This is a genomic window from Geomonas diazotrophica (assembly GCF_019063885.1).
GTDB lineage: Bacteria > Desulfobacterota > Desulfuromonadia > Geobacterales > Geobacteraceae > Geomonas > Geomonas diazotrophica.
On the sequence record NZ_CP077684.1, the window covers coordinates 4,271,010 to 4,284,877 of the forward strand.

15 protein-coding genes are annotated in these 13,868 nt (G+C 61.9%); 11 read left to right on the forward strand and 4 right to left on the reverse strand.

Going from position 1 to position 13,868, the window contains the following annotated elements; genetic code table 11:
* The first annotated feature begins 88 nt into the window (after positions 1–88).
* From KP003_RS18890 to KP003_RS18910, 5 genes are all read left to right on the forward strand, one after another.
* Positions 89–331: an AtpZ/AtpI family protein gene (locus tag KP003_RS18890; RefSeq protein ID WP_216500188.1), complete on the forward strand. Its 243-nt coding sequence runs from the start codon at positions 89–91 to the stop codon at positions 329–331.
* The gene (locus tag KP003_RS18895) at positions 303–689 is read left to right on the forward strand and encodes an ATP synthase subunit I (RefSeq protein ID WP_216500187.1); all 387 of its coding nucleotides are present in this window, start codon (positions 303–305) and stop codon (positions 687–689) included. The genes KP003_RS18890 and KP003_RS18895 overlap by 29 nt, the downstream gene beginning before the upstream one ends.
* Before the next feature lie 5 nt (positions 690–694).
* Positions 695–1,384, forward strand: a complete 690-nt coding sequence (gene atpB / locus KP003_RS18900) for a F0F1 ATP synthase subunit A (RefSeq protein ID WP_216500186.1) — start codon at positions 695–697, stop codon at positions 1,382–1,384.
* A 133-nt stretch (positions 1,385–1,517) separates the two neighbouring features.
* Positions 1,518–1,793: an ATP synthase F0 subunit C gene (gene atpE, locus KP003_RS18905; protein WP_199391134.1), complete on the forward strand. Its 276-nt coding sequence runs from the start codon at positions 1,518–1,520 to the stop codon at positions 1,791–1,793.
* Positions 1,794–2,214: 421 nt separating this feature from the next.
* Positions 2,215–2,931: a phosphatase gene (locus KP003_RS18910; protein ID WP_216500185.1), complete on the forward strand. Its 717-nt coding sequence runs from the start codon at positions 2,215–2,217 to the stop codon at positions 2,929–2,931.
* Between the two features lie 137 nt (positions 2,932–3,068).
* Here KP003_RS18910 and KP003_RS18915 read toward each other — a convergent pair whose 3' ends face one another.
* On the reverse strand, positions 3,069–3,980 hold the full coding sequence (locus tag KP003_RS18915) for an EamA family transporter (RefSeq protein ID WP_216789641.1): 912 nt from the start codon (positions 3,978–3,980) through the stop codon (positions 3,069–3,071).
* 87 nt (positions 3,981–4,067) lie between these two features.
* Complete coding sequence (locus tag KP003_RS18920) at positions 4,068–5,648, reverse strand: peptide chain release factor 3 (protein WP_437178056.1); 1,581 nt, start codon at positions 5,646–5,648, stop codon at positions 4,068–4,070.
* A gap of 132 nt (positions 5,649–5,780) precedes the next feature.
* Between KP003_RS18920 and KP003_RS18925 the strand changes: the two genes are divergently transcribed.
* The 3 genes from KP003_RS18925 to KP003_RS18935 all read left to right on the forward strand — a co-directional run bounded on the left by KP003_RS18925 (position 5,781) and on the right by KP003_RS18935 (position 7,880).
* Positions 5,781–6,491 (forward strand): PilZ domain-containing protein, encoded by a 711-nt coding sequence (locus KP003_RS18925; protein ID WP_217300129.1) that lies wholly within the window; start codon positions 5,781–5,783, stop codon positions 6,489–6,491.
* 3 nt (positions 6,492–6,494) lie between these two features.
* Complete coding sequence (locus KP003_RS18930; protein WP_217300130.1) at positions 6,495–7,286, forward strand: TatD family hydrolase; 792 nt, start codon at positions 6,495–6,497, stop codon at positions 7,284–7,286.
* A 96-nt stretch (positions 7,287–7,382) separates the two neighbouring features.
* Entirely contained in the window at positions 7,383–7,880 is a 498-nt protein-coding gene (locus KP003_RS18935) for a ferritin-like domain-containing protein (protein ID WP_216500180.1), read from the forward strand.
* 230 nt (positions 7,881–8,110) lie between these two features.
* Here KP003_RS18935 and KP003_RS18940 read toward each other — a convergent pair whose 3' ends face one another.
* Both KP003_RS18940 and KP003_RS18945 read right to left on the reverse strand, forming a co-directional pair.
* Positions 8,111–8,893: a lytic transglycosylase domain-containing protein gene (locus KP003_RS18940; protein ID WP_217300131.1), complete on the reverse strand. Its 783-nt coding sequence runs from the start codon at positions 8,891–8,893 to the stop codon at positions 8,111–8,113.
* An 11-nt stretch (positions 8,894–8,904) separates the two neighbouring features.
* Positions 8,905–10,311, reverse strand: a complete 1,407-nt coding sequence (locus tag KP003_RS18945; protein ID WP_216500178.1) for a sigma-54-dependent transcriptional regulator — start codon at positions 10,309–10,311, stop codon at positions 8,905–8,907.
* A gap of 305 nt (positions 10,312–10,616) precedes the next feature.
* Here KP003_RS18945 and KP003_RS18950 point away from each other — a divergent pair, with 305 nt between their 5' ends.
* Genes KP003_RS18950 through KP003_RS18960 form a run of 3 tightly spaced genes read left to right on the forward strand, consistent with a single transcriptional unit; the run spans position 10,617 to position 13,866 of the window.
* Positions 10,617–11,114, forward strand: coding sequence for a chemotaxis protein CheW (locus KP003_RS18950; RefSeq protein WP_216500177.1), 498 nt, complete (start codon positions 10,617–10,619; stop codon positions 11,112–11,114).
* Positions 11,115–11,156: 42 nt separating this feature from the next.
* A complete protein-coding gene (locus tag KP003_RS18955) occupies positions 11,157–12,983 on the forward strand; it encodes a chemotaxis protein CheA (RefSeq protein ID WP_217300132.1) in 1,827 nt (608 codons plus the stop codon).
* A gap of 10 nt (positions 12,984–12,993) precedes the next feature.
* Entirely contained in the window at positions 12,994–13,866 is an 873-nt protein-coding gene (locus KP003_RS18960) for a CheR family methyltransferase (protein ID WP_217300133.1), read from the forward strand.
* Positions 13,867–13,868 lie beyond the last annotated feature (2 nt).

Sequence of the window (13,868 nt, forward strand, 5' to 3'; positions counted from 1 at the left end):
GAAATTAATTGACATTAGTACCGGGTACGTGCTATTTAGCCTTGGTTTTCTACCCGTGATTTGTATACGGGAAAGAGGACAGACAGTTATGGATGAGGAAAAGAAGAACCTGCTCAGAACCCTGGGCATGATCTCCACCATGGGGATCTCGTTCGCAGTGGCCATCGCCATCGGCGTGTTCGTGGGGTTGAAACTGGACCAGTGGTTGGGGACCGACCCCTGGTTTTTCTTCATCTTTCTCTTCTTCGGCATTGCGGCAGGTTTCCGCAACATCTTCATACTAGCGGGAAAAGAACTGCGCGATGGCGGAGACAAGGATCAACGAGAGTAACATCTTCTCCTGGCTGGTGCGCGGCAGCCTGCTTTTGAGCGGGATCCTGGGCGCCGCAGGGGCCTTGCTGGTTTCCCCAAGGTTCGGAGGGTCGCTTTTCGTCGGAGGGATGCTGGCGCTGGCCAACTTCTTCTGGATCCGCAGCGGGCTGGAGGCGGCGCTTCGGCTGCAGCCGCGCAACGCTTCACGCTATGCCATCGTGCGCTACGTCCTGCGACTGGCCATCATGGCTGCGTTTTTGTACCTGTTGATCGTAGTCTTCAAGGCCGACATCTTCGGCCTTGTGATCGGGCTTTCGGTCCTCGTTCTCAACATAATCGCTTTTTCGATATATCTGTCCACCCGTAAAGGAGGCTAGCTGCAATGGTTCATCCCTTTTTGTTTCTTCAGTTTTTCCGTGAGTTGCTGCACCCCCTCGGCTTTTCCGAGGCCAGCGCTGACGCCGTCGTCTATACCTGGCTGATCATGATCGGCCTGGTGCTGTTTTCCATCGTGGCCACCAAGAGGCTGCAGGCCGTACCGTCCGGCGCGCAGAACTTCATGGAAGTCATCGTGGGCGGCATCGAGAACATGCTGGTGGAGACCATGGGCGAGCACGGCCGTCCGTTCTTCCCGCTGGTAGCCACCCTGGCGCTGTTCATCCTGGTGTCCAACCTGATCGGCCTGGTCCCCGGCTTCTTCCCGCCGACCGCGAACATCAACACCACCGCGGCCTGCGCGGTCGTCGTCTTCATCACCACCCACATCGTGGGCGTGAAGGAGCATGGCGCCGGCTACATCAAGCACTTCCTGGGTCCCATCGCCTGGCTGGCCCCGATGATGTTCTTCATCGAGGTCATCGGCCACCTGAGCCGCGTGATCTCGCTGACCCTGCGTCTCTTCGGCAACATGAACGGCCACGAGTTGGTCCTGATCATCTTCTTCGGCCTGGCCCCCTTCATGGTGCCGCTGCCGATGATGCTGATGGGCGTGCTGGTTTCCTTCATCCAGGCCTTCGTGTTCATGCTCCTGGCCATGATCTACATCCAGGGCTCGCTGGAGCACGCGCACTAAGAGACAGATAAAGACAAAGATTGAGATTAAGTAAAAGCTCAGTCTTCGTCCGCTTCTCAATCTTGGTCTTAATCTTAATCTGATTTTTCATTCCTATATTATTTAGGAAAAATACGCAGCAAAGGAGAAACAAATGGAATTCTTTACTATGTGTGTACTCGCAGCAGGCATCGGCATGGCTCTCGGCACCCTCGGCACCGGCATCGGCCAGGGTCTCGCAGTCAAAAGCGCAGTTGAAGGCGTTTCCCGTAACCCGGGCGCTTCCGGCAAGATCCTGACCACCATGATGATCGGTCTGGCCATGATCGAGTCCCTGGCTATCTACGCCCTCGTCGTCTGCCTCATCATCCTCTTCGCTAACCCGTACAAAGAAGTTGCGATGAGCGCTATCAAGGCTGTCGCGAAGTAATCAGTTTCTTCAAGAAACGCGAAAAGGGCGCTCAGCAAGGTGCGCCCTTTTTTTGTTCCGTCTCGCCGAAACGGGAAAGCACGACCACAGGGTTCGCGACAACCCACAGAGGGCACGTAAAAGACGTCGATGCACGCCCGTCAACATCCCGTCCTGCCCCTCTCCACTCCGGGATGGGGCGAGGCTGCCTAAATCCCTCACCCGGCCTGCGGCCCCCCTCTCCCGGAGGGAGAGGGGATGGGAAGCCGCTCCGGGAGTGGGGCAGGGGTGAGGGAGAGGGGATGGGAAGCCGCTCCGGGAGTGGGGCAGGGGTGAGGGAGAGAGGGATGGGAGAAGAGACGCTCCGGAGGGCAAGGGCGAGAGAGAGGGGGCGACGGGGCGCGCCTTGACATTTACTTTCCGCTATGAAATAGTCCAGGCTATGAAAATCATTGCCGACATGCACACTCACACCCTCGCCTCGGGACACGCCTACTCCACCATCAACGAACTGGCCAACGCCGCCGCCCAAGCCGGGTTGCGGGGGCTCGGGATCACCGACCACGGACCCGGACTCCCGGGCGGCCCCCACCGCTACCACTTCTGCGCCATGCGCTTCGTCCCCCCCACCATCGCCGGGGTCAGGATCTTCCGCGGCGTCGAGGCCAACATCCTCGACCACACGGGAAGGCTCGACCTGGAGCAGGACGTCCTGGAAAGCCTCGATTACGTCATGGCAGGCTTCCACGAGGACTGCGGCATCTGCGGCCAGGACCGCGACCGCAACACGAAGACGCTGCTCGCCGTAATGGAAAACCCGCTGGTCAAATGCATCTCGCATCCCGGAAACCCCATCTTCCCGCTCCACTACGAGGAGGTGGTCATGGGGGCCTTGGCGACCGACACCGCGCTTGAGTTGAACAACTCCTCGCTAGCCGCGGTGAGCCGCAAGGGGAGCGGCGAGAACTGCGCCGAGATCGCCCGCCTGTGCGCCAGGATCGGGGCGCGGGTCATGATCGGGAGCGACGCGCACATCTGCCAGGGGGTCGGGGTGTTCGACCAGGCGCTGCAGCTTGCCGCCGAGGCGGGGATCGCCGAAGGGCAGGTGGTGAACGCTTCGTGGGAGAGGCTTTTGGATTTCCTGGGGTTCAGCGAGTAGAAAGGGAGCCGGACGGACGAAACGGGTAAAGGACGGGCGAATGATTATTCGCCCCTACAGGCCCTGCTGGATCATGGCATCGCCAGAGACGGGATCAACAAACGAAGGGGCGCCGGTGACGGCGCCCCTTTACTTATTTATACTGCCCGTTTTCCGGACATGGAGTAGGCGAGGACTGCGAGACCGGCGAAGAGGAGGGGGATGCCGGCGAGAGCGGTCGGGGTCAGGCGCTCGCCCAGGAACAGGATCCCCAACAGGGCGGCGACCAGCGGCTCGGCCAGCGAAAGGGTGACCGCCGAGGCGACCGGAACGCTGCGCAGCCCCATGGCGAAGAGCCAGTACGACAGCGCGGTAATCACGACGCCGAGGTACAGGACCACCATGCCTCCCCGCACCGTGGCCACCCAGGTGACATCGGTCACGAAAAGCACCGGCAGGAGCAGGAAAGCACCCAGACAAAAGACGACCGCCATGACCGCTTCGGAGCTCCTCCCGGGCAGGAGCACTTTGATAGCCATGGTGTAACAGGCATAGGAGGTGCCTGCGCCAAGGGCCAACAGTATGCCGACGACATCGATGGCGATGTCACCGCCACCGGTCACCAACAGGCTGCAGCCGGCGAGGGCGAGCACGGTGGCGATTCCCCAGGCACGTCCCGGGCGCTCACCGCGGACTATGAATCCAAGAATCCCGGCGATGACGGGAGAGCTGCCGATGGCGACCAGGGTGCCGACGGCAACGCCGGTCCTGTGCACCGCGGTGAAGAAGGTCAACTGATAGATGGCTACGAAACCGCCGGCCGCCAGGGTGCCCCAGAAGGGCCAGCGTCCTTTGCCAAGGCCGCCTTTCAGTAAGGCAAGCACCATGAGGGCCGCCCCACCCACCAGGAGTCGAAAGGCACCGACGCTCCAGGGGCTGACACCGCCGGGAGCCAGGGCCTGGGCTGTGCCGGAGGAGCCCCAAAGGGTGGCGGCGGCGAGGACCAGCAGGGCGCCCGCGGCGCTCTTGTTTGCCGGGACGGCTACGGTCGATTCGGGTGCACTGTTCATGGCGGGGTTTTCTCTCAAATCGGGCTGATCGGACTCGTTACGCTGACCGGACCGGTGAGACCGGTGGGCGCGACTCGACGGCCTGCCTTAGCTGTGCTCGCGGGTGGCGTGGAAGGAGAGGTCCTTCCAGTTCTCCATGGTGTTTTCCAGGCGCCACTGGCTCCCGGCAAGGTAGGCCAGGTTCCCTTCGCCGTCCAGGTAGAGGCTCATCGCCTCCTTCTTCTGGAACTCGTCCAGCCTCTTCCGGTCGCCGGTGACCCAGCGGGCCGTGACGTAGGAAACGGGCTCGTAGACGGCCTTGACACCGTACTCGTGCTCCAGGCGGTGCATGACCACGTCGAACTGCAGCATGCCGACCGCCCCGACGATCCAGTCCGCCCCCATCAGCGGGCGGAACACCTGGGTGGTCCCCTCCTCGGCGAGTTGCACCAGACCCTTCTCCAGCGATTTCGACTTGAGCGGGTTGAGGATGCGCACCTTCCGGAAATGTTCCGGCGCGAAGTTGGGGATGCCGGTATACTTCAGGTCCTCGCCCTGGGTGAAGGTGTCGCCGATCTTGATGGTGCCGTGGTTATGGATGCCGATGATGTCCCCGGCATAGGCCTCGTCCACGTTGGTGCGGTCCTGGGCCATGAAGATGGTGGCGTTGGCGATCTGCACCTCGCGCCCAAGCCTCAGGTGCTTCACCTTCATGCCGCGCACGAACTTGCCCGAGCAGATCCGGAAAAAGGCGATGCGGTCGCGGTGCGCCGGGTCCATGTTCGCCTGGATCTTGAAGGTGAAGCCGGTGAAGGGCTCCTCGTAGGGGGACACGGTACGGCTGGTGGTGTCGCGCGGCAGCGGCGCGGGCGCGTTCTCCACGAAGGAGTCCAGCAGCTGCTGCACGCCGAAGGTGTTGATGGCGGAACCGAAGAAGACCGGCGTCTGCTTCCCGGCGAGGTAGGCCTCGGCGTCGAAGGGGTGGGCAGCCCCTTCCAGCAGTTCCACGTCGTTGCGCAGCTCCTCCACCTGGCTCCCCAGGAGCTCGTCCAGCAGGGGATCGTCCAGACCTTTGACGGTGATCACCTCTCCCACGCCGCGATCCGCCTCGGGATCGTAGAAGGTGATTTCCTTGGTGTAGAGATGGTAGGTGCCGCGGAAGCGTTTCCCCATCCCGATCGGCCAGGTCATGGGGGCGCACTGGATATTGAGGGTGCTCTCGATGTCGTCCAAGAGGTCCAGCGGCTCGCGTCCCTCGCGGTCCAGCTTGTTGATGAAGGTCATGATCGGCGTGTGGCGCAGCCGGCAGACCTCCAGGAGCTTCTTGGTCTGGCTCTCGACACCCTTCACCGAATCGATGACCATCAGGACCGAGTCAACTGCAGTTAAGGTTCTGTAGGTATCTTCCGAAAAGTCATTATGACCGGGGGTGTCCAGCAGGTTGATCTCGAAGTCACGGTAGGTGAACTTCATGACGGAGGAGGTGACGGAAATGCCGCGCTGTTTCTCCATCTCCATCCAGTCGCTGGTGGCATGGCGTGCCGACTTCCTGGCCCTGACCTCTCCCGCCTGCTGGATGGCACCGCCAAAGAGCAGCAGCTTCTCGGTTATGGTCGTCTTACCGGCGTCCGGGTGGCTGATGATGGCGAAGGTGCGCCGCTTCCCTATTTCTAGCTCGTTGTACCGCATCAACTGGAACTCCCGTTAAAATTCTCTGGACAAAAGAAAGGCGAAGAGGGTATCTTCGCCGGACCACGATAACGTGTCATAATTGCACAGCAACCCCCTAAAGGGCAATAATTTTTTTCCGGTGGACCGTCCATGAACGACATCTATCAGCGGCTTCAAGTGGCCGGCGAAGCACAGGACCAGACCGAGATCATCGCGACGCTGACTGCGATACAAGACGGGCGGCTGAAAAACGACCTGAGGCTGCTCAATTTCTACCGCGAGGTTCCGGTCAGCTACGGCGCCGAGGTGCTCACCGTGGAGGACCACGACGCTGAACTGCAGGTGAACCAGATACAGGCCGTTGTCATCGCCCACGAAAAGCTGACGGTCTTGAAGAGCAGCCACTTTCGCAGGGACGTCGCGGCGGCGGTGACCTACGTAAACGTCGAGAAATCGCGGGTGGTGCTGTCGAACCTCGGCTACGCCCTGGTGCGTGCCGATCGTCGCATGTCCGTGCGGGTCCAGCTCGGGTCCGCCATCGATGCCTCCTTCGCCGCCCCGGAACTGGACGCGGTGCACGGCCGCCTGCACGACATGTCGCTCACCGGGATGTCCATCAACGTGGCGCGCAACCCGGACCTGCCGATCAGCCAGAAGGGTGAGCTCTGCATAGCCCTCCCCTCCGGATCCATCACGGTCGCGGCGTCACTATTGAAAGTAATCAGCCTCGGAGACTCCTTCCGGCTGGTCTTCGAGATCGAGCCGTCGCGCGCGGCGGAACTGAGCATTTCCCAGTACATCTTCCAGCGCCAGGTGGAGATCATCAAGGAACTCAAGGACCACCCGGGCGTAAACAACTAGCCCATGCTTTTTGACAGCCACTGTCACCTGGATGACCCGCAGCTCTTGCCCCGCCTGGGCACGCTCATCCCGGAGGCCGAGGCGGCCGGCGTCGCCTCCTTCCTGGTACCCGGCGTGCACCCCTCAGGGTGGCCGGGAATCCGGACCCTCTCGGCAAACCACCCCCGCATCCTCCCCGCCTACGGCATCCACCCCATGCACGCCGACCTCGTCACCCCCGCCATCCTGACGACGCTGAGAGGGTACGCCGATTCGGCCCGCGCCATTGGCGAGATCGGGCTCGACTACCTGCTCCCCTCCCCTTCCCGGCAGCTGCAGCGGCAGGCCCTGGTAGCGCAGCTGCAAGTCGCGATCGAGGCGGAACTGCCGGTACTGCTCCATTGCCGCAGGGCGTTCGAGGACCTGATCGCCATCCTCCGCGAGCTGGGAGTCGGCAGTTGCATCGGCGGCGTGATGCACTCCTTTTCAGGGAGTGTCGAGACGGCCCGGGGCTGCCTGAAGCTCGGACTGCACATATCCCTCTCCGGGACGGTCACCTACGCCAACGCCCGCCGCCCGGTCGAGGTCGCCGCGGCGGTGCCGCTGGAGCGGCTGCTGCTGGAGACCGATGCGCCCGACCTGGCGCCGGAGCCACACCGGGGGACCGTCAACGTTCCGGCACGGCTCGTCACGACGGCACGACGCGTCGCCGACATCAGGGGCATCCCCTTCGACGAGCTCGCCCGCCGCACCTCCGAGAACGCCATCCGGCTCTTCAAACTCGCCCCCTTCCCGGGACCCCGCCCAGCGCATTAGACTGTTTTCATTGCGATTTCAGTCATTTGACCTCCTCGTCGGCTTCGATATACTCTTGCCAGGCAATTCCCATTGAACCGTTACGGAGGTGCAGCCATGTTCAAGGAATACACACTGCAGGAAGCGTTGAAGCTGGCCATCAAGACCGAGAAGGAGAGCATGGACTTCTACCATCGGGCGGGGTCCGTGAGCAAGGATGAGAGATCGAAGAAGGTGTTCGACCTGCTGGCCAACGAGGAGGCCGGGCACCTGCGCGCCTTCTTCGACCACTACCGCGGCGGCGACCTCGGGGACATCGACAGCTACATCGCCTCTCCGCCGGACAGGCAGTCGGCCACCCATCTCGCGCTGGAGCAGGCGATCGCGGCCGAGAGCCACGAGCAGAAGGCGCTGGAGATCGCGCTGAAGGAGGAGAAGGCCTGTATCGACTTCTACACCATACTGGTGAAGGACGTGGTGGACCCGATGGTGCGCCGCGTGTTCGAGACGGTAATCAGAGAGACCCAGGGGCACTACGACATGATCGAGGACGAGTACATGCGGGTCATGACCATGGTGCACAGCTCGGACCAGAACATCTACGTGAGGGAGTAGCAGGGTAAGGCGCCGGAAGGGCGCAGTCCATTGGGCGGCCGAGGGAGCGCTCGGCAAGTGCAACGGCCGAGGGAGGGACCTCCTGGTGGCCCCGATGGGAAGAAGCGGACCTGGTGGGCGCAGTGGACGGCAACCGGGAGGAACCACAATATAAAAAGCCTCCGCACCTTTTGGTGCGGAGGCTTTTGCTTTGGGTGTTGCTCAACCTTAACCTCGACCTCAACCTGCCTCTACGCCAGGTACTGGGCGTAGTACCCTTTGACCTTGGCCAGGTAGCTCCTGGTCTCGCGGGGCAAGGTCTCGGTCCCGTGACGGTCGACGTTGCCGGGACCCCAGTTGTAGGCGGCCAGGGCCTCGTCGACGTTGCCGTTGTAGCGCCGCAGCATGTCCTTCAAAAACCTGGTGCCGGCCATGATGTTCTGCTCGGGGTCGAAGGAGTCGGTGACACCGAGCCCGCGCGCGGTGGCCGGCATCAGCTGCATCAGCCCCTGGGCCCCCGCGGAACTTACCGCACGGGGGTCGAAATTGCTCTCGGCCTTGATCACGGCCCGGATCAGGCCGCTGTCAACGCCGTAGCGCTGGCTGGCCCGCTGGATGATGGCATCGGTGCCGCCGTCGGCGGAAAGTCCCGCGACGGAGGGGAGCTCGCCGGCCTGAAAATGCGCCTGCTGTGCCTGGAAGGCCCCTTCGGGCCCCTGGTCGGCCGCAGCCTCGCGGCTCTCGGCAACGGCGCTGCCTCCGGAGGGGAGCTGCTCCAGGAACCGGTTCAAAAGCCCCTGGACGTTGGCGCTACCGGCGGAGGGGGGCGACGCGGCAGCGTCCCCGCCTATGGCGAGGGCGGAACTGAGCATCTTGAGCCGCAGCGCCTCGGCCGCGGCCTGCGGCGTCACTGCGGAGGTGCCACTTTTGTCCAGCATTTCCTGGAAGGGTACTGCCGGTGGACCGGCGGCGGGGGCCGCCTTCTTGCCCCCTTCGACGCCCGCCGGCGCCGTGGTTATCGGATTGATCGACATAAACTCCCCTCTCACGGGGAAAGCGTAGTCTCCCCGTAAACCAGTTTCTTCTTCTTCAACTTCTCGATGAGCGTGGTCCGCTTCAGGTTCAAGAGCTCGGCGGCCTCTTTCTTGTTGCCGCCGCTCTTCTCCAGGGCCTGCATGATCAGCCGGTTCTCGAACTCCTCGACGGCGCTGTTCAGGCAGAAGCCGTCATCGGGAAGGTTGATCAGGTGCTCGCCGTGCACCACCGGGGTGCTGCGGCCGCCGCGGTACTTTTCGGGAAGGTCGTGAATGTTGATCACGCCGTTCCCTTTGATGATCACCAGGCGCTCCACCAGGTTCTCCAGCTCGCGCACGTTGCCGGGCCAGTCGTAGCTCCCGAGGATCTCCATCACCTGCTTGTCAAAACCCTGAACCTTGCGCTGCTTGCTCCGGTTGAACTTCTCCAGGAAGCTGTTCAAAAGCAGCGGGATGTCCGCGCCGCGCTCGCGCAGGGGGGGGAGCATGATCGGGATCACGGAGAGCCGGTAGTACAGGTCCTCGCGGAACTCCTTGGAAGCCACCATCTGGTCCAGGTTCTGGTTGGTGGCCGCGATGATCCTGACGTCGACCTTCTTGGAACGGGTCGAGCCGACCGGCTCCAGCTCCCTGCTCTGCAGCACGCGCAGCAGTTTCACCTGCAGGTTCGCCTTCATGTCCCCGATCTCGTCCAGGAACAGGGTCCCCTTGTCCGCCAGCTCGAAGCGGCCGACGCGGGAGGCGACGGCGCCGGTGAAGGATCCTTTGACGTGGCCGAACAGCTCGCTCTCCAGGAGCTCGTCAGGGATCGCCGCGCAGTTGAGCGCCACGAAGTTCTTGTCGGAGCGGTTGGAGAGGTCGTGGATGGCACGCGCCACCAGTTCCTTGCCGGTCCCCGACTCCCCCTGGATCAGCACGGTGGAGTCGGAGGTGGCCACCTTCTCGATCATCTCGAAAAGCGAGAGCATCTTCTCGCTTTCTCCGATGATGTTGTTCAAAAGCGCCCTGTTCTTTATGCAAGGCTTGGACCGGAAGCTCTTGCTCTGCAGCGCCTGGTGCTCGAGACCGCGCTTCACGTGGGTTTCCAACTCCTCGAGGTTGAAAGGCTTTTCCAGATAAAAGAACGCCCCCGCCTTGAGGAGATTTGCCGTCATCTCGTTGTTGGCGAAGGCGCTGTAGGCTATGGTGACTATTTCCGGGCGGAGCGATTTAAGCTGCCGGATGAACTCCAGACCGTTCACCCGTGGCATCATGATATCGGTGATGACCATCTGCACGTCGTGCATCTCGATCTTCTGAAGGGCGTCCTGCCCGTCGAAGGCTTGGTAGACCTGGTACCCCTTGTAGCTCAGGAAGGCGGCCACGAAGTCCCGAGTTTTCTTGTCGTCGTCTGCTATCAGTATTTTCGGCGTTTCCATCGTTTCCCCGATTTCGGTTAAAGTTGCTGCGAATCAAGCCGATACAAAAACGGTCAACGTTCGAAACTATAGCGAGTTATTTCGGCAATGTCAATTAAATGACTTCGGTTGAATATCAACCATGTCAATTTTTTGCCCGGAGCGGGATGAAACCCCTCAAGCCGCCCTGGCCGTAGCTTCACGGAGTTGGCCCCCAAATCGCCTTAGAGGAAAAAAATATTCAACCTTTGTCCCGCCCCGCCGATTAGGGGACAATAGGGCGGGCGCCCCGCGCCCCGCCTGATTTCACCGCAGAGGGAGGGTCCATGGAGACCGCACTCACCAAGGTAAAGAGCGAAGAGTACGGGGGAGAGCTGATCCAGCTGGTGAGCTTCAACCTGGAGAAGGAAGAGTACGGCATCAACGTCCTGATGGTGCGCGAGATCATTCGGATGCTCAACATCACCCGGGTCCCCAACACCCCCCATTACGTGGAGGGGGTGATCAACCTGCGCGGCAAGGTCATCCCCATCATCAACCTGCGCAAGAAGTTCGACCTGATGGACACCGAGTACGACAAGCGCACCCGCATCATGGTGATGGAGGTGGTGGGCGAACTGATGGGGTTCATCGTCGACGAGGTTTCCGAGGTGATCCGCATCTCCGAGAAGGAGATCCAGCCTCCTCCCCCGGTGGTCTCCAGCGGCATCGAGCAGGAATGCATGGCCGGCGTCATCAACCAGGCCGAGCGGCTCCTGGTCCTGCTCGACCTGGAGAAGATGTTCTCCGCCGACGAAAGAAGGCTGTTCAGCAACGTAGCGTAAGGCACCAACAGGGGGAAACGGTCCCCCTTTCCGGAGCACAAAATGGCCATAGACTGCGAAGATCAGGAACTACTGGACGGCTTTCTAGCCGAGACCACCGAGCTCCTGGAAAAACTTGACGACGACCTGATCTCCCTGGAGAAGAGCCCGGAAGACGCCGACCTCATGAACCGGATCTTCCGGTCCATCCACACGGTTAAGGGGGCCTCGAGCTTCCTGGGCTTCGACATGCTCGTCAAGGTCACGCACAAGACCGAGGACGTCCTGAACCGCCTGAGGAAGGTGGAACTGACGCTCACCCCGGAGATCATGGACGTGATCCTTGAGGCGGTCGACCTCGTGAAGACCCTGGTGGCCGATATCAAGGGGGGCGACATCATCGAGAGGGACCTGGAGGGGACCATAGCCAAACTGATCCCCTACCTCTCCGAGAACGCGGTGGAAGCGACCGTGCTCGCCCCCGTCTTCGCCCCCAAGGAGGAGAAGGAGGCGGCACCCACGGCCGCGCCGACCGAGCCCGCTGCGTCCCAGCAGGCCGGCGAGGCTGCACCGGCCGAGCCGCAGCCCGCGAAGGCGGAGCCCAAGGCCGAGTCCGCCCCCAAGCAGGTGGCACCGGCGCCGCAGCCCAAGCCCCAGCCGGTCAAGGAGCCGCAGAAGGCCCCTGCCAAAGGGGGCGAGGACCTCGCGGACAACTCGACGGTCAGGGTGGACGTTAAGCGCCTGGACGACCTGATGAACCAGGTGGGGGAGCTGGTGCTGGAGCGAAACCGCATGATCCAGCTGCACAGCGACTACCAGACCGGCCTGAACCCCGCCGAGTTCGGCGACGACTTCGGCAAGCTCTCCAAGCGGCTCAACTTCGTCACATCGGAACTGCAGATGCAGGTCCTCAAGATGCGCATGCTCCCCGTGGAGAAGGTGTTCAAGAAGTTCCCGCGCATCGTCAGGAACCTGGCGCGCGACCTGGGCAAGGAAGTCGACCTGGTCATCTACGGCGAGGAAACCGAACTGGACCGCTCGGTGGTCGACGAGATCGGGGATCCCTTGATCCACCTGATCAGGAACGCCCTGGACCACGGCCTGGAGACCCCGGAGCAGCGCCTTGCCGCCGGCAAGGACCGCACCGGCACCGTGGTCCTCTCAGCTGCCCACGAGGGGAACCAGATCGTGATCAGCATCAAGGACGACGGCCGCGGCATCGACCCGGACAGGATCGCCAGGAAGGCGCTGGACAAGGGGCTGGTCACCGACGACCAGGTCGCCGCCATGGGGACCCGCGAGATCCTCGACCTGATCTTCCTCCCCGGCTTCTCCACCAAGGAGCAGACCACCGACCTCTCCGGGCGCGGCGTCGGCATGGACGTGGTGCGCACCAACATCAGGAAGCTCAACGGCATCATCGAGATCAAGAACGAGTTGGGGCACGGCAGCGAGTTCATCCTGAAACTCCCGCTCACCCTGGCCATCATCCAGTCCCTGCTGGTCGAGGTCGAGAAGGAGGTCTACTCGATCCCGCTCGCCTCGGTCATCGAGACCATGCGCGTCAGCAAGAAGGAGTTCCACATGATCGGGGGGCAGGAGGTGCTGAAGCTGAGGGACTCGGTGCTCCCTCTCTTGAGGCTGCAGCGGACCTTCGGCTGCCACGAGGTCTACACCGACCGGGACACCTGCTACGTCGTCATCGTCGGGGTCGCGGAAAAGAGGATCGGCCTGATCGTGACCAGGCTGTTGGGGCAACAGGAGGTTGCCATCAAGTCGCTGGGCAAGTTCCTGTCCAACCTCCCGGGGATCGGCGGTTCGACCATCATGGGAGACGGCAGGGTGGCATTAATCGTGGATCCGATCGGACTGGTCGGCGGAGCAGCCTGAGGGGACGATAATGGCATTTGACATGAAACCATTTGACGCTAAAAACGCCCCGAAGATTTCCGACAAGGATTTCGAACAGCTTCGGGACTACATATACAACGTCTGCGGCATCTACTTCCACAGCAGCAAGAAGTACTTCCTGGAAAGCAGACTGGCGCGCAGGATGGAGGGAACCGGCTGCAAGACCCACGCGGACTACTACCAGTTCGTGCGCAGCCCGGCCACCGGCAGGACGGAACTGACCAAGCTCCTGGACGAGATCACCACCAACGAGACCTGCTTCTTCAGGAACATGCCCCAGCTCAACGCGCTGGAAAACAAGTTCCTGCCGGAGATCATCGGGACCAAGGGGAAGATCGGCTTCAAGAAGCTGCGCATCTGGAGCGCCGGTTCCTCCTCGGGAGAGGAGGCCTACACCATGGCCATGATCCTCCTCGAGAAGCGCGCCACCCTGCTCAAGGACTGGATCATCGAGATCGTCGGGACGGACATCAACGAGACGGTGCTGGCCCAGGCCCGGGAAGGGGTCTACAACAGCTACTCGGTGCGCAACACCCCCGATTACTACCTGAAGAAGTACTTCAAGGAGGAAGCGCCGGGCCGGTTCGTGCTCTCACCCGATGTGAAGAAACTGGCCACCTTCAGCCAGCTCAACCTCTACGACGACAACAAGATGCTCTTCATGAAGAGCTTCGATTTCATCTTCTGCGCCAACGTGCTCATCTACTTCGACACCTCCTCGAAGAGCAAGGTGGTGCAGCACTTCTACAACAACCTGCAGCCGTATGGCTACTTCTTCGTGGGGCAGTCCGAGTCGCTGCACGGGGTGAACGACAAATTCAAGACCGTACACTTCCCCGGCGGGTTCACCTACAACAAGTGAGG